The 20,667-nt window shown below is 72.8% G+C and carries 18 protein-coding genes; 5 read left to right on the top strand and 13 right to left on the bottom strand.

Annotated elements, in window-relative coordinates; translation table 11 throughout:
* Window positions 1-31: 31 nt before the first annotated feature.
* On the top strand, window positions 32-1,048 hold the full coding sequence (locus tag ACWD35_RS06325) for a phosphotransferase (RefSeq protein WP_451349974.1): 1,017 nt from the start codon (window positions 32-34) through the stop codon (window positions 1,046-1,048).
* 88 nt (window positions 1,049-1,136) lie between these two features.
* Here ACWD35_RS06325 and ACWD35_RS06320 read toward each other — a convergent pair whose 3' ends face one another.
* Window positions 1,137-2,735, bottom strand: coding sequence for a protein kinase domain-containing protein (locus ACWD35_RS06320; protein WP_451349973.1), 1,599 nt, complete (start codon window positions 2,733-2,735; stop codon window positions 1,137-1,139).
* Between the two features lie 353 nt (window positions 2,736-3,088).
* On the opposite strand from ACWD35_RS06320, the gene ACWD35_RS06315 reads away from it, so the two are divergent.
* Complete coding sequence (locus ACWD35_RS06315) at window positions 3,089-4,729, top strand: protein kinase domain-containing protein (RefSeq protein WP_451349972.1); 1,641 nt, start codon at window positions 3,089-3,091, stop codon at window positions 4,727-4,729.
* Window positions 4,730-4,858: 129 nt separating this feature from the next.
* Here the strand turns inward: ACWD35_RS06315 and ACWD35_RS06310 are convergent, their stop codons facing one another.
* Window positions 4,859-5,401 carry a bacterial proteasome activator family protein gene (locus tag ACWD35_RS06310; protein WP_451349971.1) on the bottom strand — a complete coding sequence of 181 codons (543 nt, stop codon included), beginning with the start codon at window positions 5,399-5,401 and terminating at the stop codon, window positions 4,859-4,861.
* A 240-nt stretch (window positions 5,402-5,641) separates the two neighbouring features.
* On the opposite strand from ACWD35_RS06310, the gene ACWD35_RS06305 reads away from it, so the two are divergent.
* On the top strand, window positions 5,642-6,235 hold the full coding sequence (locus tag ACWD35_RS06305; protein WP_451349970.1) for a hypothetical protein: 594 nt from the start codon (window positions 5,642-5,644) through the stop codon (window positions 6,233-6,235).
* Between the two features lie 61 nt (window positions 6,236-6,296).
* On the opposite strand, the gene ACWD35_RS06300 is transcribed toward ACWD35_RS06305, so the two are convergent.
* Genes ACWD35_RS06300 through pdhA form a run of 6 tightly spaced genes read right to left on the bottom strand, consistent with a single transcriptional unit; the run spans window position 6,297 to window position 13,154 of the window.
* Window positions 6,297-7,277, bottom strand: a complete 981-nt coding sequence (locus ACWD35_RS06300) for an NAD(P)H-quinone oxidoreductase (RefSeq protein WP_451349969.1) — start codon at window positions 7,275-7,277, stop codon at window positions 6,297-6,299.
* 38 nt (window positions 7,278-7,315) lie between these two features.
* Window positions 7,316-8,722, bottom strand: coding sequence for a molybdopterin molybdotransferase MoeA (locus ACWD35_RS06295; protein ID WP_451349968.1), 1,407 nt, complete (start codon window positions 8,720-8,722; stop codon window positions 7,316-7,318).
* Window positions 8,719-9,648 (bottom strand): NTP transferase domain-containing protein, encoded by a 930-nt coding sequence (locus tag ACWD35_RS06290; protein ID WP_451349967.1) that lies wholly within the window; start codon window positions 9,646-9,648, stop codon window positions 8,719-8,721. Before ACWD35_RS06290 ends, ACWD35_RS06295 begins: the two co-directional genes overlap by 4 nt.
* Before the next feature lie 34 nt (window positions 9,649-9,682).
* Window positions 9,683-10,999, bottom strand: a complete 1,317-nt coding sequence (locus ACWD35_RS06285) for a dihydrolipoamide acetyltransferase family protein (protein WP_451349966.1) — start codon at window positions 10,997-10,999, stop codon at window positions 9,683-9,685.
* Window positions 10,999-12,003 carry an alpha-ketoacid dehydrogenase subunit beta gene (locus tag ACWD35_RS06280; RefSeq protein WP_451349965.1) on the bottom strand — a complete coding sequence of 335 codons (1,005 nt, stop codon included), beginning with the start codon at window positions 12,001-12,003 and terminating at the stop codon, window positions 10,999-11,001. Before ACWD35_RS06280 ends, ACWD35_RS06285 begins: the two co-directional genes overlap by 1 nt.
* Complete coding sequence (pdhA, locus tag ACWD35_RS06275; protein WP_451349964.1) at window positions 12,000-13,154, bottom strand: pyruvate dehydrogenase (acetyl-transferring) E1 component subunit alpha; 1,155 nt, start codon at window positions 13,152-13,154, stop codon at window positions 12,000-12,002. The genes ACWD35_RS06280 and pdhA overlap by 4 nt, the downstream gene beginning before the upstream one ends.
* Window positions 13,155-13,344: 190 nt before the next feature.
* Here pdhA and ACWD35_RS06270 point away from each other — a divergent pair, with 190 nt between their 5' ends.
* Window positions 13,345-13,830 carry an Lrp/AsnC family transcriptional regulator gene (locus tag ACWD35_RS06270; RefSeq protein ID WP_451350074.1) on the top strand — a complete coding sequence of 162 codons (486 nt, stop codon included), beginning with the start codon at window positions 13,345-13,347 and terminating at the stop codon, window positions 13,828-13,830.
* 34 nt (window positions 13,831-13,864) lie between these two features.
* Here the strand turns inward: ACWD35_RS06270 and ACWD35_RS06265 are convergent, their stop codons facing one another.
* Both ACWD35_RS06265 and ACWD35_RS06260 read right to left on the bottom strand, forming a co-directional pair.
* Window positions 13,865-14,452: a TetR/AcrR family transcriptional regulator gene (locus tag ACWD35_RS06265; protein WP_451349963.1), complete on the bottom strand. Its 588-nt coding sequence runs from the start codon at window positions 14,450-14,452 to the stop codon at window positions 13,865-13,867.
* Window positions 14,449-15,963 carry a 3-hydroxyacyl-CoA dehydrogenase gene (locus ACWD35_RS06260; protein ID WP_451349962.1) on the bottom strand — a complete coding sequence of 505 codons (1,515 nt, stop codon included), beginning with the start codon at window positions 15,961-15,963 and terminating at the stop codon, window positions 14,449-14,451. The genes ACWD35_RS06265 and ACWD35_RS06260 overlap by 4 nt, the downstream gene beginning before the upstream one ends.
* A gap of 158 nt (window positions 15,964-16,121) precedes the next feature.
* Between ACWD35_RS06260 and paaN the strand changes: the two genes are divergently transcribed.
* On the top strand, window positions 16,122-17,816 hold the full coding sequence (gene paaN, locus ACWD35_RS06255) for a phenylacetic acid degradation protein PaaN (RefSeq protein ID WP_451349961.1): 1,695 nt from the start codon (window positions 16,122-16,124) through the stop codon (window positions 17,814-17,816).
* Between the two features lie 7 nt (window positions 17,817-17,823).
* On the opposite strand, the gene ACWD35_RS06250 is transcribed toward paaN, so the two are convergent.
* Genes ACWD35_RS06250 through ACWD35_RS06240 form a run of 3 tightly spaced genes read right to left on the bottom strand, consistent with a single transcriptional unit; the run spans window position 17,824 to window position 20,617 of the window.
* Window positions 17,824-18,579: a TrmH family RNA methyltransferase gene (locus tag ACWD35_RS06250; protein ID WP_451349960.1), complete on the bottom strand. Its 756-nt coding sequence runs from the start codon at window positions 18,577-18,579 to the stop codon at window positions 17,824-17,826.
* On the bottom strand, window positions 18,576-19,793 hold the full coding sequence (locus ACWD35_RS06245) for an HTTM domain-containing protein (protein ID WP_451349959.1): 1,218 nt from the start codon (window positions 19,791-19,793) through the stop codon (window positions 18,576-18,578). The genes ACWD35_RS06250 and ACWD35_RS06245 overlap by 4 nt, the downstream gene beginning before the upstream one ends.
* On the bottom strand, window positions 19,790-20,617 hold the full coding sequence (locus tag ACWD35_RS06240; protein ID WP_451349958.1) for a DUF5819 family protein: 828 nt from the start codon (window positions 20,615-20,617) through the stop codon (window positions 19,790-19,792). Before ACWD35_RS06240 ends, ACWD35_RS06245 begins: the two co-directional genes overlap by 4 nt.
* Between the last annotated feature and the right edge of the window lie 50 nt (window positions 20,618-20,667).

The following is a 20,667-nucleotide window of genomic DNA, read 5'->3' as shown; positions in this document are numbered from 1 at the left end:
CCGCGTGCCGCGCTCTTGTGTACCACCCCCTGTGCCCCACGCGCCCCCTCTGGGCGCCCTGCTGCGCCTGTACGCCGCCGGTACCGCCCTCGCCTGCGAGCCCGTCGACCAAGGTCTGCTCAACCGCGGCTACCGGCTGCGCACGACCAGCGGCCGATACTTCCTCAAGCACCACTTCGACCCGGACACCGCCGACCCGGCCGCCATCGAACGCCGGCACCGGGCCACCCAGCGGCTGGCAGACCTCGGCGTCCCGGTCGCCCCGCCGCTCGCGCACCGCGAGGGGCGCACGGTCGCCGTCGTCGGCGGCCACGCCTACGCCCTGCACCCCTGGATCGACGGCAGGCACCGGCACGGCGGCCAGCTCACCCGCTCCGAGAGCGCACGCCTGGGGGCGCTCCTGGGCGCCGTACACGCCTGCCTGGAGCGCGTGATGCCGCCCAAGGGGCGCACCCGCCCGGCCACGAGCCCCCACCCTGTGGAGAGCGCCGATCCGGCCGACACCTTCGCCCTCATCGACGACCTGCTCGGCCACGTCCGCCGCCACCGCCCCGCGGACGCCTTCGACGAACTGGCCCGGCACCGGCTCCTGGAGCGGCGGGACCTGCTGGAACAGCACGCGCACCGGCGCCCGCCGCGCGGCGGCTCGGTGGGCTGGGTGCACGGGGACTTCCACCCCTTCAACCTGCTCTACAAGGACGACGCCCCGGCCGCCATCGTGGACTGGGACCGGCTGGGCGTGCAGCCCCGCGCGGAGGAGGCCGTACGCGCCGCCGCGATCTTCTTCGTACGGCCCGCGGGAACGCTCGACCTGCCGAAAGTGCGGTCCTACGCGCGCGCGTACCGGCGCGCGGCCAAGGCCACGCCCTCGGAGCTGGCGGCGGCCGTGCACCGGGTGTGGTGGGAACGCCTGAACGACTTCTGGATGCTGCGCTGGCACTACGAGCGCGGCGACACCCGCGCGGACTGCCAGTTCCCGGCCGCCTCCGCGCTCGCGGTGTGGTGGACCCGGGAGTACGACGCGGTGTGCGACGCGTTCGCGGAGTGACGGCCCCTCAGGGTGCCGGCGCCCGCCTCAGGGTGACGCCGGATCAAGGGACGCCGCCCGGCGCCGTCTCAGTGGGCGCGGGACCGCTTCACGGCCCGGTGCCCGCGTCCGTGCCGCCGTCGGTGAGGCCGCCCACGTCCGCGCCGCCGGTCCCCGGATCCGTCGTCGGGTCCGTCGTCGGGTCCGTCGGGTCGGTCGGCGGATCCGTCGGGTCCGTCGGGGTCGTCTGCGGATCCGTCGGCTGGTCGGTCGGGTCGGTGGTGGGCGTGTCGGACGGGGTGGCCGACGGCGTGGACGACTGCGTCCAGCCGGGGCCGGTGCCCGTGTCCGAGCCGCCGTCGTCCGTGGACGTGTCGCTGGGCTGGCTGGTGCTGTCGCCGGTCGGGCTCTTCGAGGGCGATTCGTGCTTGGTGCCCTGGGAGTGGGTCGCCGTCGGCGTGCTGCCGCCGCCGCTGCCCCCGCTGTCGTTCCCGTGCTTCAGCGCCACGGCCACGCCCACCGCGATCGCGATCACCGCGAGAACGGCGAGGATCCACAGCTTGCCGCGCCCGCTGCCCTTGTTGCCGTGCCCCTCGAAGCCGCCGTCGTCGCCGCCGCCGTACCCGTGGGGCAGCATCGGCTGCGGGATCTGCGTGGTGCCCGAGCCGTTCATCGGGTGCTGCATGGCGGTCGTCGGCGCGAAGCCGCCCGGCGGGGTCTGCCGGCCGTCGTGCGCGTCCACCGGGCCGGTGTTCCAGGTGCCGGTGTGGGCGCCCTGCTCGTAGAGCATCTGCAGCCCGTACTGGACCAGGCCGCGCATCTCCTCGGCCGTCTGGAAGCGGTCGTCGGGGTCCTTGGCCAGCGAGCGCATGACCAGGCCGTCCAGCTCCGGCGGGCAGCCGGCCTCGGAGACCTGCGACGGCGGCACCGGCATGTCCTGGACATGCTGGTAGACCACCGACAGCGGGGTCTCGCCCGTGAACGGGGGCCTGAGCGCGAGCAGTTCGTACATCAGGCAGCCGGTCGCGTACAGGTCGGAGCGGTGGTCGACGGCCTTGCCGAGCGCCTGCTCCGGGGAGAGGTACTGCGGGGTGCCCATGACCATGCCGGTCTGCGTCATCGTTGTCGAGGCGCCGTGCAGGGCGCGGGCGATGCCGAAGTCCATCACCTTGACGGCGCCGCTGTCGGTGATGATCACGTTGGCGGGCTTGATGTCGCGGTGCACGATGCCGTGCTGGTGCGAGTAGGCGAGCGCCTCCAGCACCCCGGAGACGATGATCAGGGCCTGCTCGGGGCCCGGCGCCTCGGAGTTGATCAGCAGGTCGCGGATGGTGCGGCCCTCGACCAGCTCCATCACGATGTACGGCACGGACTGGCCGCCGACCGCGTCCTCGCCGGAGTCGTACACGGCGACGATCGCGTGGTGGTTGAGCCCGGCGACCGACTGTGCCTCACGCGTGAAGCGGGCCTTGGAGACCGGGTCCTCGGCGAGGTCGGCGCGGAGCAGCTTCACCGCGACCGTACGGCCCAGGCGCACGTCCTCGGCCGCGAAGACCTCGGCCATGCCGCCCCGGCCCAGCCGGTGGGTCAGCCGGTACCGGCCGTCGCCGACGAGCCCTCCGTTGCCCCACATCTCCGGCGTGTCTGACATGCCACCGCCAGTCGCCTCGGGGTCGGACGGGCCCTGGGCGCTGTGCGTCTGTGCCATGGGTCCTCGCCGTCGTCTCTGCCCGCGGTGCGCGCGGTGTTGTCACGGGTCTCCGTCGGCCACGCTACAGCCTCCGTGGAAACCGCCGGCCCGGAACCGAAACCGGGACCGCCCGGAGCCGGACCGGCCATGAAACCCGTAGCACGCGCTGTCGTGCAAATTCTGTGCGCCGGGGGTACGCCCGCTGTAACGCTTGCGCGACGCTTCTTTCGCGTACGGTCACGGAACGGGCACCGAGCTTGACGTGTCAGTGCCCTGGGGCAGACTTGGCCGGGAATGACACATTCGATCAAGGCCTATCCGATCAACTCGATCAGCGACGGCGCCGGACGGCCAGTGGGGGACGCGGAGAGATGAGCCAGGACGGCGCACAAGGCCGGCACGCGGGGCAGGCGGTGGCCGGAGGCCGCTATCAGCTGCGCGACCTGCTCGGCGAGGGCGGCATGGCCTCGGTGCATCTGGCGTACGACGCCGTGCTCGACCGCCAGGTCGCGATCAAGACCCTGCACACCGAACTCGGCCGGGAACAGGCCTTCCGTGAGCGCTTCCGCCGCGAGGCCCAGGCCGTGGCCAAGCTCACGCACACCAACATCGTCTCCGTCTTCGACACCGGCGAGGACGAGCTCGGCGGCATGACGACTCCGTACATCGTCATGGAGTACGTCGAGGGCCGCCCGCTGGGCTCGGTCCTGGAGGACGACATCCGCCAGTACGGCGCGATGCCCGCCGACAAGGCGCTGAAGATCACCGCCGATGTGCTGGCGGCGCTGGAGATCAGCCACGAGATGGGGCTGGTCCACCGCGACATCAAGCCGGGCAACGTGATGATGACCAAGCGCGGCGTGGTCAAGGTCATGGACTTCGGCATCGCCCGCGCCATGCAGTCCGGCGTCACCTCGATGACCCAGACCGGCATGGTCGTCGGCACCCCGCAGTACCTCTCGCCCGAGCAGGCCCTCGGCCGGGGCGTGGACGCCCGCTCCGACCTGTACTCGGTCGGCATCATGCTGTTCCAGCTGGTCACCGGGCGGCTTCCGTTCGACGCGGACTCGCCGCTGGCGATCGCGTACGCGCATGTGCAGGAGGAGCCGGTGGCGCCCTCCTCGGTCAACCGGTCCCTGCCGCCCGCGGTGGACGCGCTGGTCGCCCGCGCGCTGAAAAAGAACCCGAACGAGCGCTTCCCGACCGCCGAGGCGATGCGCGACGAGTGCCTGCGCGTCGCCGCCTCCTTCCAGGCGGCCCCGCCGAGCATCGTGCCCGGCGCCACCGGGCAGAGCGGCGCGGGCGTCGGCTCCGCCGTGTTCCCGCCGGTCGGCCAGGCGGCCCCGGGGCCCACCGGCCCGGTCCAGTCGCCGTACCAGCCGACACCGGCCCCGGGCCCGTACGGCGCCCCGACGCCCCCTCCCGCCCCCGCGTACGGCTACCCGCAGCAGGGCGGCTACCACACGCCTGCGCCGGTGGGCTACGGCCAGCAGACGCCCGCGACCCCGCCGCCGTACACGATCTCGCCGCAGCCGGCCACGCAGTCCCCCGCCTCGGGCGGGGGCAAGGGCAACAAGCCGGTGATCATCGGCTCGGTCGCGGTGTCCCTGGTCGCGGTCATCGGCCTGATCGTCGCGCTGGTGATGAACGGCGGCGGCAGCGACGACAAGGGCGGGAACACCAACGCGAGCGCGTCGGCCTCCCCCGCCCACAAGCCCGGCTACCGCGGTCCCGACACCACCAAGGTGATCGACAAGACCGAGTGCACCGAGCCGACGGAGTCGTACGACGATCCGGACAAGGTCATGCTCCCGGACTTCCGGTTCAAGAACATCAAGTCAGTCAAGGACTGTGCGCAGGCCGCGGGTTGGACCGTGAAGGTCGTCAAGGTCGCCGACAACACCTGGGGCGACGGCACGGTCATGGACCAGTTCCCCAAGGAGAACACGGACGTGGATCCGAAGAACGTCGAGATCCAGCTCAACGTGTCCACGGGCAACCCGCCGAGCTGATCACGGCACGGATGCCGGAGCAGGCGGCGCGGCAGGCATCGGCACAGACACGCCACAGACATCGAAAGGGCCCGGCGGTTTTCCGCCGGGCCCTTCGCGTTGGTGGTGACGCGCTGGTGGTGAACGGGTCTACAGGTACGGTCCGCCCGCACGGCCGCCGGTGTGCTGGTCGTCGTGGCCGTCGTGGCCCACGCCCGGCGGAAGCGCCCGCCGCATCTGCTCCAGCTGGGCCCGCGCGGCCATCTGCTGGGCGAACAGCGTCGTCTGGATCCCGTGGAAGAGGCCCTCCAGCCAGCCCACGAGCTGCGCCTGCGCGATGCGCAGTTCGGCGTCGCTCGGGGTCGCCTCGTCGGTGAACGGCAGGGAGAGCCGCTCCAGTTCCTCGACCAGCTCCGGCGCCAGGCCGTCCTCCAGCTCCTTGACCGAGCTGCGGTGGATCTCCTTGAGCCGGACCCGGCTAGCCTCGTCCAGAGGAGCCGCGCGCACCTCCTCCAGGAGCTGCTTGATCATGCTGCCGATCCGCATGACCTTGGCAGGCTGTTCGACCTGCTCCGTCACCGGAGTCTCGCGGGAGTCCTCGTCCCCGTTGCCACCGCTGAGCGCCATCCCGTCCTGGCCCACGACCAGGATCTGCGGGTTCTCCGGCGACCTTTCGTTCCTCGGCATCTCCATGCCGCCATTCTCTCGCACCCGTATACCTCACCACCGTGGTGCCCCCTGGCGCGGGTGATCCACCGTAATGACCGGGCTTAGAAGGGCTACGGACGGGCTTAGACCCGTCGGCCCAATCCGGAATGCCTGGTTTGCCATTGAATGTGAGGCTGGGAGTCCGTCGGCTTTCCATCGGCTCTCCGCCGGCTCGACGCCGGCTCGACGCCGGTCACGGCAACTCGGCTCCAGGAGGTCACCGACGTGACTCCATGGCTGCGACTCACGCTCCGCCTCGCGCGACTGCTGCTCGTCCTGGCGGTGGCCCTGCCCGCGTACGACATATCCACCGCGTACGGCACTGCCCACGCGTACCGCACCGAGCCCGCCCCCTCGCGCTCCCCCGGCCCCACGGCCGCCGTACCGTCGCCCGCCGCCCATGCGCACCGTTCCGCCTCGCCCTCGGCTTCGCCATCCACCCACGGGCCCGCCGTCCAGCCGTCGCGTGCGGGGAGCCGGCCCGGCGAGGGGCGGATGCGGCCTGGCCGGCCCGACGGCCCCGCGGCCGAGGTGGAGGGCGACGACAACTCCGTGCCGCACAGGGTCCCCGACACCGATGCCGCCCGGCCGGAGGAACCGGAGACGGCGGACCCCCCGGCCGGGACCGCCGGGACGCCCACGGCCACCCCGCCCGACGAGGCCCAACTGCCCCCGCACACCGTCCACCAGGGCGAGGGCCAGCCCCAGGCCGAGGCGAGCGAGCCGGTCCTGCGGATCCTGCCGCTGGGCAGCGGCCTGGTCCTCATCGGCCTGGGCCTGGGCCTCACGTTCCTGGGGCTGCGGATCCGCAGGAGCTGACCTACGACGCCGGTAGCGCCGGTACGCCTGTACGCCGCTACTCCGGTACGCCTGGACGCCGCTAGGGCGTGACCAGCAGCACCTTCCCGATGTGACCGCTCTCCTCCACCACGCGGTGGGCCTCGGCCGCCTCCGGCATGGGCAGTTCGCGGTCGACGACCGGGCGGACACGGCCCGCGGCGACCAGCGGCCACACGTGTTCGCGTACGGCGGCCACGATGGACGTCTTCTCGCTCAGCGGGCGGGCGCGCAGCGAGGTCGCGCTGATGGCGGCCCGCTTGCTCAGCAGGGCACCGATGTTCAGCTCGCCCTTGGCTCCGCCCTGCATGCCGATGATCGCGAGCCGCCCGTTGACGGCGAGCGCCTGGATGTTGCGGTCCAGGTACTTGGCGCCCATGTTGTCGAGGATGACGTCGGCGCCCGCGCCGTCGGTGGCCTGCTGGATCTCGGCGACGAAGTCCTGCTCGCGGTAGTTGATCACGATGTCCGCGCCCAGCTCGGCGCAGCGCTCCAGCTTCTCCTTCGTGCCGGCCGTCACCGCGACCTTGGCGCCGACCGCCTTGGCGAGCTGGATCGCCATGGTGCCGATGCCGCTGGAGCCGCCGTGCACGAGCAGCGTCTCGCCGGGTCGCAGGTGGGCGATCATGAAGACGTTGGACCAGACCGTGCAGACCACCTCGGGCAGTGCCGCGGCCTGCTTGAGGTCGACGCCGGCGGGCACGGGCAGCAGCTGTCCGGCCGGCACGACGACCTTCTGGGCGTAGCCGCCGCCGGCGAGCAGCGCGCACACCTCCTCGCCGACGGCCCAGCCGGACGCCCCGGGGCCGATCGCGGCGATCCGGCCGGAGCACTCCAGGCCGGGGTAGGGGGACGCACCGGGGGGCGGGTTGTAGAAGCCCTGCCGCTGGAGGATGTCGGCGCGGTTGACGGCGCTGGCCACCACCTCGACCAGCACCTCGCCCTCGCCGGGCACGGGATCGGGGACCTCGTCCCACACGAGCGCCTCGGGACCACCGGGTTCGGGAATCGTGATCGCATGCATGCGGGCGACGCTACACCGGGCCTCACAGCCCGGACGTTTCACGTGAAACACACCCCGATCCCGGCGGCAGCCCACGGCAGGTCCAGCAGTTCCGCTTCCTCACCCTGGCGTGCCCCGCCCGGCGGTACGACCGCCACGGCGTCGGCGGCGGCGACGCCGCGCAGCATGGCCGGGCCGTTGTAGTGCAGCGGCATCGCACGGTCGCCGCGCAGCACCACGGGGATGAGCCGGGTGTCGTACGGATGCCCGTGCACCGCCTCCCCGAGCGGCAGCGTGTACGCCTCCGGGGCGGGGCGGGCGGCCAGGGTGCGCAGCAGGGGCTCGGCGAGCGTGAGCAGGCCGGAGACGGCCGCGAGGGGGTTGCCGGGCAGGCCGACGAGGTGCTGGGTCTCGTTGAGGCGGGCCAGCAGCATGGGGTGGCCGGGGCGCACCTTGACCCCGTCTACGAGGAGTTCGGCGCCGATGCGTTCCAGGGTGGGGTGGACGTGGTCGACGGGTCCGCCGGCGGTGCCGCCGGTGGTGACGACCAGGTCGGCGGTGGAGTCGGTGACCGCCCGGTACAAGGCCTCGGCGTCGTCACCGACCCTGCGCACGGCGGTCACTTCGGCGCCGAGGGCACGCAGCCAGGACGGCAGCATGGGGCCGAGCGCGTCACGGATCAGCCCGTCGTGCGGGAGCCCTTCGGTGAGCAACTCGTCGCCGAGGACGAAAACTTCGGCGCGCGGCCGGGGGACGGCGGTGACGGTGTCGTATCCGGCGGCTGCCGCCAGGCCCAGGACGGCCGGGGTGACCAGCGTGCCGACGGGCAGCAACTGGTCGCCGCTGCGGCACTCCTGGCCGCGCGGGCGAATGTCATGGCCGTGGCTCAGCTCGTGCAGGGGATGCAGGCGGCCCTTGGTGTCGAGCCGGCCGTGTTCGCTGCGCAGGACGGCGGTGGTGTCGGCGGGGATGCGGGCGCCCGTGGCGATGCGGACCGCCTCGCCGTCGGTGAGCGGCTCGGGCAGCGCGTGCCCGGCGAGTACGCCGTCGTCCCGCACGTCCCAGGGGCCGGGTCCCGCGACCGCCCAGCCGTCCATCGCGGAGGTGTCGAAGGAGGGCAGGTCGGTGAGCGCGTCGAGGGGGGCGGCCAGGACCAGGCCGAGCGCGTCGGCGAGGGGTACGCAGACGGGGGCCCGGCGGGCGACGCTGGGCCTGTCACCCGTGCCGCCGCGGCTCCGGGGGCGTGCGGCGCGCACGGCGATCTCGCGGGCCTGCGGCCAGGGGGTGGCCTTGTGCCGCTCGGCCCGCCCCGGTTCGGCCGGCCGGGACTCGTCCTGCGGGGCGGGGGCGGGCACGTGACCGGCGCTGTCGTGCTTGGGGTCCCTCACGAGGGCCAGGGCCTCCTCGACGTCGAGGTCGTCGATGTCCTCGGCCGCCGCCGCGGCCCGCCGGCCGGGGGCGGTCATCCGGCGTCCGGGGCGGAGGTGCCCCCGCCCGGTTCGGTGGGGTTCGCGTCGCTCCCTGCGTTCTCTGCGTTCTCCGTCTCCCAGCGCAGCGCCAGCGCGGCGGCCTTGCGGGCGGCCTCGGCGACGGCTTCGGGTCCGCCCTTGCCCTGGGCGGCGGCGTAGCCGACGAGGAAGGTGGTCAGCGGGGCGGCGGGCCGGGCCACGTTGTGCGCGGCATCGCGGGCCAGGTCGAGCAGGACGCCGGTGTCGACGTCCAGTTCGATGCCCAGTTCGTCCTTGACTGCGGAGATCCATTCATGCAACACGTGCCCATGCTCCCTGATGCGTGCCCTGGCGTCGGCGATGTCGTCCCAGGTGTCGCAGTCGAAGGACGCGAGCGGGTCCGGGACGCGGGTGAGCTGGAGGGCGCCGGTGAGCCGGCGCAGGGGCAGGCCGGTGAGACCGTGGTGCGCCTCGGCGAGGGCGGTGAGTTCGCGGCGCAGGGCAGCCGTGCGGTAGGCGGCCACGAGCGGCTGGTCGCGGCCGTCGGCGTCGGTGAGCAGCGCGCCGTCGGCGCCGGCGGCGGCCAGGGCGGTCAGCAGCCGCTCCACCGTCGCCGCTTCGAGGAACGGCAGGTCGGCGGAGAGAACGACCGCGTGCTCGGCGGTGGTGTGGCGCAGGCCGGCCTCCAGCGCGGCGACCGGCCCGGCACCGGGCGGCTCCTCGCGCGCCCAGCGCACGGGGCGCACGGTGGACCGGGGGCCGGCCACGACCACGGTGGTGCGGGCGCCCGCGCACGCCGCGAGCACCCGGTCGAGCAGCGCGCGTCCGCCGACCCGCACCCCGGGCTTGTCGGCCCCGCCGAGCCGCCGGGCGGCGCCGCCGGCAAGCACGACGGCGTCGTACGGCGCGGGGGTCCCGGGGGTTGCGGGAGCGTACTCGGTCACCCCCCGAGTATGTCTGTCTTTGCTCCTCCCGGGGTCACAGTGTGCGCAGGAGCACCGCCGGCTGTTCCACGCAGTCCGCCACGTACCGCAGGAAGCCGCCTGCCGTGCCGCCGTCGCACACCCGGTGGTCGAAGGTGAGCGAGAGCTGGACGACCTGGCGCACCGCCAGCTCGCCCTCGTGCACCCAGGGCTTGGGAATGATGCGGCCGACGCCGAGCATGGCCGCTTCGGGGTGGTTGATGATCGGGGTGGAGCCGTCGACGCCGAAGACTCCGTAGTTGTTCAACGTGAAGGTGCCGCCGGTGAGTTCCCCGGGGGTGAGCGTCCCGGTCCGCGCGGCCTCGGTGAGCCGGGCGAACTCGGCGGTCAGCGACTCGGCGTCGCGCGCGTGGGCGTCCCGGACGACCGGCACGACCAGTCCGCGCTCGGTCTGCGCGGCGAACCCGAGGTGCACGTGGTCGAGCTGGACGACCTCGCGGGCGTCGGCGTCGACGTAGGAGTTCAGCTCGGGGAACCGGGCGAGGGCGGCGGTGCAGATGCGGGCGAGCAGGGCGATGAGGGAGATCTTCGCTCCGCCGCCCGCGTTCATCGCGGCCCGCGCGCGCATGAGTTCGGTGGCGTCCGCGTCCACCCAGCAGGTGGCGTCGGGGATCTCCCGGCGGCTGCGCGACAGCTTGTCGGCGACAGCCCCGCGAATGCCCTTGAGGGGGGTGCGGATGCCGTTGCGGAGAGGGGAGGGCGTGGCCGCCGCGGGCACGGAGGCGGTGAGCGCCTCGGCCGTACGGGCGGGTGCCGCCTGGACCTGTCCCGCCGGGGCGTGCGCCGCCTGTGCCCGGAGCGCGTTCTCGACGTCCGCGCGCAGGATCAGTCCCTCCGGTCCCGAACCCGCCAGGCAGCGCAGATCCACACCGCCCTCACGGGCGAGCCGGCGCACCAGGGGCGAAATCACGGGAACGGGGCCTTCGGCATGGACCACCGGGGTGGCCGGGGTGACCACGGCTGCCGGCGCCGCCGGCCGCACCCTGCGCCGTCGGGTCGGCGCCTCCGAGGTGCCGTAGCCGACCAGCACGTTGCCCGAGCCCTCGCTCTCCCCCTCGGGAGCCGACGGGCCCACAGCCACCGTCAACAGCGGGGCACCGACGGGCAGTTCCGTGCCCTCCTCGCCGAAGCGGGCGGTGACCACGCCGCCGTACGGGCAGGGGACCTCGACCATCGCCTTGGCCGTCTCGACCTCCACGACCGGCTGGTCGATGGCGACGACGTCACCGACCTGCACCAGCCAGCGGACGATCTCCGCCTCGGTGAGTCCTTCGCCGAGGTCGGGAAGTTTGAACTCCAGCACCTGTGCCATCAGCCCTCGGCCTCCCACTGCAGACGCGCGACGGCGTCCAGGATGCGGTCCACACCGGGCAGGTGGTGCCGCTCCAGCATGGGCGGCGGGTAGGGGATGTCGAAGCCGGCCACGCGCAGCACCGGCGCCTCCAGGTGGTGGAAGCAGCGCTCGCTGATCCGGGCCGCGATCTCCCCGCCCGGTCCGCCGAACCCGGTCGCCTCGTGCACGACGACCGCGCGTCCGGTGCGCCGTACGGCCGCGCAGACCGTCTCGTCGTCGAACGGCACCAGGGAGCGCAGATCGACGACCTCCAGGTCCCAGCCCTCGGCCTGTGCGGCCTCGGCGGCCTCCATGCAGACCGGCAGGGAGGGGCCGTAGGTGATGAGCGTGGCGCTGCTGCCGGGGCGCCGGACGACCGCCCGTCCGATGGGTTCGACATCGGTGGGGTGCTCGGGGTTCCAGGAGTCCTTCGACCAGTACAGGCGCTTGGGCTCCATGAAGACGACCGGGTCGTCGGAGGCGATGGCCTGGCGCAGCAGCCCGTAGGCGTCGGCGACGGTCGCGGGCGTGACGACGTGCAGGCCCGGGGTGGCCATGTAGTAGGCCTCGGAGGAGTCGCTGTGGTGCTCGACACCGCCTATGCCGCCGCCGTAGGGGACGCGGACGGTGATGGGCAGGGGCATCCTGCCGCGCGTGCGGTTGCGCATCCGGGAGACGTGGCTGGCCAGTTGCTCGAACGCCGGGTAGGCGAAGGCGTCGAACTGCATCTCCACGACCGGGCGCAGCCCGTACATGGCCATGCCGACGGCGGTTCCGAGGATGCCCGCCTCGGCGAGCGGGGTGTCGGTGCAGCGGTCCTCGCCGAACTCCTTGGCGAGTCCGTCGGTGATCCGGAAGACACCGCCGAGCGTGCCGACGTCCTCGCCCATGACGTGCACGGTGGGGTCGTCGGCCATCGCGTCGCGCATCGCCCGCGTGAGGGCTTGCGCCATGGTGGCGGGCTTGACGGCCACGGTGGTCATCGGTGACCGCCTTCCTGGTGGTGCTCGTCGTCCTGCTCGGCCGCCAGCTCGGCCTGCAACAGCGCGCGCTGTTCGCGCAGTTGCGCCGTGGTCTCGGCGTACACGTGGTCGAACAGGTCCATGGGGTTCAGCTCGGGGTCGCGGTTCATGCGTTCGCGCAGGTCCGCGGCCATCGTCTCGGCGTCCTGCCGGGCGGCCTCGATACCGGCCTCGTCGAGCAGTCCGCGCGTGGTCATCTCCCGCTCCAGCAGCTCGATCGGGTCGTGGGCGCGCCAGGCCTCGATCTCGGCGTCGCCCCGGTAGCGGGTGGCGTCGTCGGCGTTGGTGTGGGCGTCGATGCGGTAGGTCACCGCCTCGATCAGGGTCGGGCCGCCGCCCGCGCGGGCGTGCCGCACGGCGTCGCCGAGCACCTCGTGGACGGCGACGGCGTCGTTGCCGTCGACCAGCCGGCCCGGCATGCCGTACCCGACGGCCTTGTGGGCCAGGGAGGGCGCGGCGGTCTGCTTGTCGAGCGGGACGGAGATGGCGAAGCCGTTGTTCTGCACGAGGAAGACGACCGGCGCCTGCCAGACGGCGGCGAAGTTCAGCGCCTCGTGGAAGTCGCCCTCGCTGGTGCCGCCGTCGCCGACCAGGGCGAGCGCGACCACGTCGTCGCCCTTGAGGCGGGCGGCGTGGGCGAGGCCGACGGCGTGCGGGAGCTGGGTCGCCAGCGGGGTGCTCAGGGGGGCGACCCGGTGGGCGTAGGGGTCGTAGCCGGTGTGCCAGTCGCCGCGCAGCAGGGTCAGGGCCTCGACGGGGTCGACGCCCCGGGCGACCGCGGCGAGGGTGTCGCGGTAGCTCGGGAAGAGCCAGTCGCGCTCCTCAAGGGCGAGCGCGGCGGCGACCTCGCAGGCCTCCTGGCCGGTGCTGGAGGGGTAGACGGCGAGGCGGCCCTGCTTGGTGAGCGCGGTGGCTTGCGCGTTGTAGCGGCGACCGCGCACCAACTGGGCGTAGAGCCGGCGCAGCAGGTCCGGATCGGCCTTGCCGGCCGCCTCGGTGCCGAGGACGCGATAGGGCTCGGCGTCGGGCAGCAGCGGCGCGGGGTCCATACGGGGCTGCCAGGCGGGCGGCGGCGATGGCCGGTACGCGCCCCGCTGCTCCATGACCGTCATGACGGCACCTCCTCGTGGGAGTGGCTACGGGAGGCGTGTCGGCTGTGACCCGCCTCACCTACCGATTGTTCGGTCGTCGGCACATTTTGGCTACAGGCCCCTTCAGGCTATGGACAATCGGTTCTGCACAGCCTGGAATGAATGCAGGACGTCCACGGCGGCAAAGCAGGGGGACATGGCAGCTGAACAAATGGCCGACGGGCCGAAGGGGAGCGCCCCGCTCGCGCCGCCGCGTCCGCTCGACGCCATCGATCAGGACATCCTGAAGATCCTCCAGGCGGACGGCCGCGCCTCCATACGGTCGGTCGCCGAACGGGTCCACGTCTCGCGTGCCAACGCCTACGCGCGTATCAACCGGCTCGTCGAGGACGGTGTGATCAGGGGCTTCAGCGCCCGCGTGGACCACGAACGGGCAGGGCACGGCACGTCGGCGTACGTGACACTGAAGATCGTCCAGAACACCTGGCGCACGGTCCGCGAGCATCTGCGCCAGCTTCCCGGCGCCTCCCACATCGCGCTGGTGGGCGGGGACTTCGACGTGCTGCTGCTGGTGCACACGCCCGACAACAGGGCGCTGCGCGAGCTGGTGCTCACCCGGCTCCAAGCGATCCCCGAGGTGCTGAGCACGCGCACGCTGCTGGTTTTCGAGGAGGAGGACCTGGAGCCGGACGGGTGAGGCCGTGCTGAGGTCAGCCCGGGGCAGGCCGGGGTCAGGCCTGGCGCAGCCCGGAGAAGACCAGCCGTACGACCGCGTCGGCCACCTCGCGGCCGGTCGCGCCGCGCGCGTCGGGCCGGTACCACTCCACAATGGAGTTGATCATTCCGAAGACGAGCCGGGTGGCCAGGCGCACCTCCACGTCACCGCGTATGTCGCCCTCGGCCGCCGCGGCCTTCAGCAGGTCGGCCACGCGGTGGTCGAAGTCGCGGCGCCGCTCCAGCGCCCACCGCTCGGTGGCGGTGTTGCCGCGCACGCGCAGCAGCAGCGTCACGTACGGCAGTTCGGTCATGAGCACCTCGACCATGCGCCGCACGACGTGCTCCAGGCGCTCCGCGGGCCGCCCCACCCGCGCGTGCTCCTCGTCCAGGATGGCGAACAGGCCGTTCAGCGCGCGGCTGACGGCCCGGCGCAGCAGCTCCTCCTTGCCGCTGACGTGGTGGTAGATGGACGACTTGGAGATGCCGGCCGCCTTGGACAGGTGCTCCATGGAGGTGCCGTCGTAGCCACGCTCGTTGAAGACCTGGACGGCCACGGAGAGCAGCGTCTCGGGGGTGTACGTGTCGCGCCGGGCGGTTGTCATGAGGTGCCCTCCCGCTTGTCGGTGGCATACGCGTGGCGGTAGAGCGCGAGGGAGGGCGCGTAGCGTCCGGAGGGGTCGCGCTCGTGCATCTCGTCCAGGAGGTCGAAGGCGAAGTCGCGGCCGAGTCTGCGGTTCCACTCGAAGGGGCCGAGCGGGTAGTTGACGCCGAGCCGCATCGCGGTGTCGATGTCCTCCTCGGTGGCCACGCCCTTGGCGACGGCGTCGTAGGCCAGATCGACGATCCGGGCGACCGAGCGGGCGACGATCATGCCGGGGACGTCGCCGATGACGCTGACGTCCTTGCCGAGCGCCTGGAAGAGGCCGGTGGCCTCGGCGAGGGTCTGCGGCGCGGTGTCCTGGGAGGCGGACAGGGCGACGCGGGTGGCGGTTCGGTAGTCGAGGGCGAGGTCGAAGTAGACGACGTCCCGGAACTCCACCGAGGTCTGGCCGTCGGCGAGGACCAGCTGGCCGCCGCTCGGCAGCACCAGGCGGGTGCCGTTGTCCTCGTCCTCCTCGCGGACCTGGATGCCGGCCTCGCGGATCAGCGTGAGCAGCTCGGCCGCGGGCCCGAGGCCGCCCTCGGCGACGACGTAGGCGGGCGGCTGCTCCTTCTCGGCGGTGTGCGGCTCGGCGGGCTCGGCGCCGTCGGCGTGGTCGTACCAGCCGTGCCCGCTCTTGCGGCCGAGCCGGCCGGACTCGACCAGGCGGCGCTGGGCCAGGGACGGCGTGAAGCGCACGTCCTGGAAGAAGGACTGCCACACGGAGTGCGTGACGGACTCGTTGACGTCCTGCCCGATCAGGTCGGTCAGTTCGAACGCGCCCATCTTGAAGCCGCCGCACTCGCGCAGGACGGCGTCGATGGTGGCCGGGTCGGCGCCCTGCGCCTCGTAGACCGCGAACGCCTCGGCGTAGAAGGGCCGGGCGATCCGGTTGACGATGAAGCCGGGGGTGTCCGCGCAGGCCACGGGGGTCTTGCCCCAGGCGCGGGCGGTCTCGTACGCGCGCGTGGCCGACGTGACGTCGGTGGCGAACCCGGAGACGACCTCGACCAGGGGCAACAGCGGCGCCGGGTTGAAGAAGTGCAGGCCCAGGAAGCGGCCGGGGTGGCGCAGGGCGCCGCCGATGGCCGTCACCGACAGGGACGAGGTGTTGGTGGCGAGCAGGCAGTCCTCGGCGACGAGCTCCTCCAGCTCGGCGAAGAGCTGCTGCTTGACGTCCAGCCGCTCCAGGACTGCCTCGACGACCAGCCCGCAGTCGGCCAGCTCGCTCAGGGCGTCGGCGGGCTTCAGGCGGGCGCGGGCCGCGTCCCGGTCGGCGGCGGAGAGCCGGTCCTTGGCCACGAGCCGGTCGAGGCGGGCGCCGATCGCGTCGGCCGCTTCCCGGGCGCGTCCGGGCACGGTGTCGTAGAGCCGCACGGGGTGTCCGGCGACCAGCGCGACCTGGGCGATGCCCTGGCCCATGGTGCCGGTGCCGACGACGGCCACGGGGCTGCTGAGGTCGAGTGCTGTCATGTGCGCGATCCTCCCGCACGGGGTTTTCCACAGATGCGGCAGGCCCCCTTGTCCCGACCGATCGTTCGGTTACTCTAGCTCTCACCGGCTGTCTCTGCCCATGTTTCTGCCAGGCATGAACTCGACGACGAGTTCTCCAGACGAGGAGTTGGTCCCGCATGGCCGCCGAACCGACCGCGCACGAGCTGATCGCGAAGCACCGGCCCACGCTCGACCAGGCGCTGGAAGCGATCCGCACGCGCGCGTACTGGTCCCCGCACCCCGAGCACCCGAAGGCCTACGGCGAGAACGGCAGCCTGGACGCGGCGGCGGGCAAGGCCGCCTTCGACGCCCTGCTGGGCAACCGCCTCGACCTCACCGACCAGCCCGGCACCGACGACTGGGTGGGCGGCGAGGTCTCCCCGTACGGCATCGAGCTGGGTGTGACCTACCCGCACGCGGACATCGACGTGCTGCTGCCCGCGATGACGGCCGGGCAGCGCGCCTGGCGCGAGGCGGGCCCGGAGCTGCGTGCCGCGGTGTGCCTGGAGATCCTGAAGCGGATCAGCGACCGCACGCACCAGTTCGCCCACGCGGTCATGCACACCAGCGGACAGGCGTTCATGATGGCGTTCCAGGCGGGCGGCCCGCACGCCCAGGACCGCGGCCTGGAGGCGGTGGCGTACGCGTACGCGGAGCAGGTCCGCACGCCCGACACCGCGGAGTGGAGCAAGCCGCAGGGCAAGCGCGACCCGCTGACCCTCACCAAGCAGTTCACGCCGGTCCCGCGCGGCATCGGCCTGGTCATCGGCTGCAACACCTTCCCGACCTGGAACGGCTACCCGGGCCTGTTCGCCTCCCTGGCCACCGGCAACGCGGTCCTGGTCAAGCCGCACCCGCGCGCGGTGCTGCCGCTCGCGCTGACCGTGCGGATCGCCCGGGACGTGCTCGCCGAGGCGGGCTTCGACGCAAACCTGGTGGCGCTGACCGCCGAGCGCCCCGGCGAGGGCATCGCCAAGACGCTCGCCACCCGCCCCGAGATCAAGATCATCGACTACACGGGGTCGACGTCCTTCGGTGACTGGCTGGAGGACAACGCCCGCCAGGCGCAGGTCTACACGGAGAAGGCCGGCGTCAACACGGTCGTCGTGCACTCGACGGACAAGTACAAGGGCATGCTGTCCAACCTGGCGTTCTCGCTGTCCCTGTACAGCGGCCAGATGTGCACCACCCCGCAGAACCTGCTGATCCCGCGCGACGGCATCAGCACCGACGAGGGCCACAAGACCTTCGACGAGGTCACCGCCGACCTGGCCCGCGCGGTCGACGGCCTGCTCGGCGACGACGCGCGCGCGAACGCCCTGCTCGGCGCGATCGTCAACCCGGACGTCAAGGCCCGTCTGGAGGCCGCCGCCGGGCTCGGCGAGGTCGCCCTCGCCTCCCGCGAGATCGCCAACCCGGAGTTCCCGGACGCGGTCGTCCGCACCCCGGTGATCGTCAAGCTGGACGGCGCCAAGCCGGACGACGAGGCCGCCTACATGAGCGAGTGCTTCGGCCCGGTCTCCTTCGCCGTCGCGGTCGACTCGCTGGCCGACGCGGTCGGGCTGCTGCGCCGCACGGTGCGCGAGAAGGGCGCGATGACGGTCGGCGCGTACACCACCGACCCGGAGGCCGAGCGGGCCGTCGAGGAGGTGTGCCTGGAGGAAGCCGCCCAGCTGTCGCTCAACCTGACCGGCGGGGTGTACGTGAACCAGACGGCCGCGTTCTCCGACTTCCACGGGTCGGGCGGCAACCCGGCGGCGAACGCCGCCCTGACGGACGGCGCGTTCGTCTCCAACCGCTTCCGGGTGGTGGAGGTACGCCGGGACGCCTGAGCCGTCCTCAGTCGGCGCCGGGTGCGCCCCCGGTGGCGCTCCAGTGGTACAGCGTCATCGCCACACTGGTGGCGAGGTTGTAGCTGGAGACCTGGGGGCGCATCGGCAGCCGCAGCAGGTGGTCGGCACGCGCGCGCAGCTCGGCCGACAGGCCGCTGCGCTCCGAGCCGAAGGCCAGCACGGCGTCGTCGGGCAGCTTCGTGCCGCGGATGTCCTCGCCCTCCGGGTCGAGCGCAAACAGCGGCCCGGCGGGCAGCTCGGCCACGTCGAGCCGCTCCACGGCGGTCGCGAAGTGCAGCCCCGCGCCGCCGCGCACCACCGTCGGATGCCAGGGGTCGAGCGTGCCCGTGGTGACCACACCGGTCGCCCCGAACCCGGCGGCCAGCCGGATCACGGCTCCGGCGTTGCCGAGGTTGCGCGGGTTGTCGAGGACCACGACCGGGGCGGTGCGCGGGGTGTGGGCCAGCGCCCGCAGGTTGGCCTCGCGGGAGGGCCGTACGGCCAGGGCGGCCACGCCTGTCGGGTGCGGGCGGGGGACGAGGGAGGCGTACGTCTCCTGCGGCACCTCGGTCAGCAGCGCCGCCAGCCACTCCCGTACGTCCCCGGCCAGCTCCTCGGCGAGGGCGAGCGCGGCCTGCCGGTCGGTGGTGACCGCCACCGGGACCTCGGCCCCGAAGCGCAGCGCGTGCTTCAGGGCGTGGAAGCCGTCGAGCAGCACGGTGTCCGTGGTCATCTCCCGCCAGCGGGTCACGGGGTCGGTCATGCGGTGAACCCTACGCGTCCCGGCGCGCTCTCCTCCGGGGAGCGCGGCGGGGGCACGGCACCGCCGTCCCCGCGCCGCAGCAGCCGGTCACGCGTGCGCGTGGCCAGCGCGCCCAGCCTGCGCAGGAAGGACGTCGGCAGGAAGACCGCGTCCGCGGTGATCATCGCCAGGGAGAAGAACGGCAGGCCGAGGACGACCGCGATCACGGCGTGCTCGGTCATCATCAGCACCAGCAGGACGTTCTTGATCCGCCGGTTGAACAGCGTGAACGGGAAGGCGACCTGCACCATGACCGTCCCGTAGGCCACCAGCAGCATGATCGTGCCGCTGGAGGACATCAGGTCGGCGAGGCCCGGCCAGGGCGAGAAGTAGTCCAGGTGCAGCGGGTAGTAGACGGCGGTGCCGTCCTGCCAGCGCGAGCCCTGGATCTTGTACCAGCCGGCGGTGGCGTAGATCAGGCACGCCTCCGCCATGATCACGAACAGGGCTCCGTTGTGGACGACGTCGGCGACGACGTCCAGCAGGAGCCGCGGCTCAGGCGACTTCGCCCAGCGCTCCACGGCCCACCACAGACCGAGCACCGCCCAGGCCGTCCACAGCAGCGCCGGCACCAGCCAGCCGTTGTCGAACAGCCGGCCGTTCAGGGTGACCGTACCGAGCGCCAGGCCGAGCACCGCCCACAGCGCCGGTCCCACCCGGTCACCGGGAACGCGCTCCCCCCGCGCGCGGGCCGCCTCGGCCTGCGACGCCCGCAGCGCGTCCAGCGACCACACCTGGGCGCAGCGCGTGAACACCAGATAGAGGGACATCAGGTGCAGCACGTTGTCGCCGCCGTCGCCCATGAAGACGCTGCGGTTCTGCAGTGACACCACACCGACCATGAACAGCACGGACGCGGTCCGGGTGCGCCAGCCGAGCAGCAGCATCGCGGAGGCGAGGACCGCCAGCACGTAGACGCACTCGAACCAGAGCTGGCCCCTGGACCACAGCAGCGCCGAGAAGGCGTGGTTGTCGTCGGTCAGCCGCTTGGCGAGGTCCCAGGCCCAGGGGCCGTTGGGGCCGTACAGCTCCTCGCGGTGCGGGAACTCCCGCAGCAGGAACAGCAGCCAGGTCCCGGCGAAGCCGATCCGGATCACTGCGCTCTGGTACGGGCCGAGGGCCGATCCGGTGACGCGGGCGATGCCGCGCGACAGAGTCAGGGCGACGCGGTTCACCGCACACCTCCCGCGGCCTCGTCGGCCGTGACGGTCCACCAGGACAGCTGGTGGTAGACAGGCGTCTCGGAGACGCGCTCACCGCTCCACTCGGGCGGCTGCACATTGGTGGTGCTGGAGCGCACCTGCACGCGCTGGATGACACCCTCCTTGGCGGTCGCGTCGTCCCGGTACAGGCGCATCACCACGATCCGGCGCAGGTACTGCTCGGAGAGCGCGCCGCGCAGGAGCACCGGACGGTTGTCGGCGGTGTGCGAGCCCACGAAGAAGTCCCAGGCGCGGCGCAGCTCGTTCTGGTCGGTGTGGCTGGGCACCGGGTTGCCGTCGATGGCCGCCCCGTCCAGGGCGGAGAGGTCGTTCCAGCCGGTGGTGCGCAGCGTGCCGTCCTTCGTCCGCACCTCGGCGCGCACCTGGACGGCGATGTTCTGCTGCAGCGGGTTCGGGGCGAACAGCTTCCAGTTCTGCTCGAACTCCGGGTCCACCCAGTCCGCGATCGCCGTGCCGTGCTGCTTGGACACTATGTTCGTCGGGGCGAGGCTCAGGAACACCATCCCCAGGTGCACACAGGCGGCCACCCCGACCACCGCGAGCGCGAGGGCCACGCCGACCTGGTAGCGGGGGGAGAGGGCGGCGACACCGGTACGGGCCTGGGGCGCGGGGTGCCGTTGTGGCTCGCTGTGCCCCTCCGGCCCGGCATGCCCCTCCGGCTCGCTGCGCCCTTCCGGCTCGGCGTGCACCTGGGCTCCGGTGTGGTCCGGGTGACGCGCCCCCTCCGACCCGTCCGGCCCCGGCCGGGCATGCGAGTCCTCGTCGTACGCGTCCATTCCGTCCCGATCCCCGCTCTGTTTCCGTGGTCCGCCCGCCACAGGCGCCG

It is taken from the genome of Streptomyces sp. NPDC002671, assembly GCF_053592475.1.
Note: the sequence above shows the minus strand (reverse complement) of the source record. Positions and strands in the feature narration are given on the sequence as shown.

Excerpts from the sequence above, each read along its gene's own strand:
- ACWD35_RS06295 (WP_451349968.1), bottom strand. The coding sequence starts at position 8,722 with ATGACCGCCCCCGGCCGGCGGGCCGCGGCGGCGGCCGAGGACATCGAC.
- ACWD35_RS06265 (WP_451349963.1), bottom strand. The coding sequence starts at position 14,452 with ATGACAACCGCCCGGCGCGACACGTACACCCCCGAGACGCTGCTCTCC.
- ACWD35_RS06270 (WP_451350074.1), top strand. The coding sequence starts at position 13,345 with ATGGCCGACGGGCCGAAGGGGAGCGCCCCGCTCGCGCCGCCGCGTCCG.
- ACWD35_RS06300 (WP_451349969.1), bottom strand. The coding sequence starts at position 7,277 with ATGCATGCGATCACGATTCCCGAACCCGGTGGTCCCGAGGCGCTCGTG.
- ACWD35_RS06285 (WP_451349966.1), bottom strand. The coding sequence starts at position 10,999 with ATGGCACAGGTGCTGGAGTTCAAACTTCCCGACCTCGGCGAAGGACTC.
- ACWD35_RS06280 (WP_451349965.1), bottom strand. The coding sequence starts at position 12,003 with ATGACCACCGTGGCCGTCAAGCCCGCCACCATGGCGCAAGCCCTCACG.
- ACWD35_RS06315 (WP_451349972.1), top strand. The coding sequence starts at position 3,089 with ATGAGCCAGGACGGCGCACAAGGCCGGCACGCGGGGCAGGCGGTGGCC.
- ACWD35_RS06240 (WP_451349958.1), bottom strand. The coding sequence starts at position 20,617 with ATGGACGCGTACGACGAGGACTCGCATGCCCGGCCGGGGCCGGACGGG.
- ACWD35_RS06310 (WP_451349971.1), bottom strand. The coding sequence starts at position 5,401 with ATGGAGATGCCGAGGAACGAAAGGTCGCCGGAGAACCCGCAGATCCTG.
- ACWD35_RS06250 (WP_451349960.1), bottom strand. The coding sequence starts at position 18,579 with ATGACCGACCCCGTGACCCGCTGGCGGGAGATGACCACGGACACCGTG.
- paaN (WP_451349961.1), top strand. The coding sequence starts at position 16,122 with ATGGCCGCCGAACCGACCGCGCACGAGCTGATCGCGAAGCACCGGCCC.
- ACWD35_RS06260 (WP_451349962.1), bottom strand. The coding sequence starts at position 15,963 with ATGACAGCACTCGACCTCAGCAGCCCCGTGGCCGTCGTCGGCACCGGC.
- pdhA (WP_451349964.1), bottom strand. The coding sequence starts at position 13,154 with ATGACGGTCATGGAGCAGCGGGGCGCGTACCGGCCATCGCCGCCGCCC.
- ACWD35_RS06320 (WP_451349973.1), bottom strand. The coding sequence starts at position 2,735 with ATGGCACAGACGCACAGCGCCCAGGGCCCGTCCGACCCCGAGGCGACT.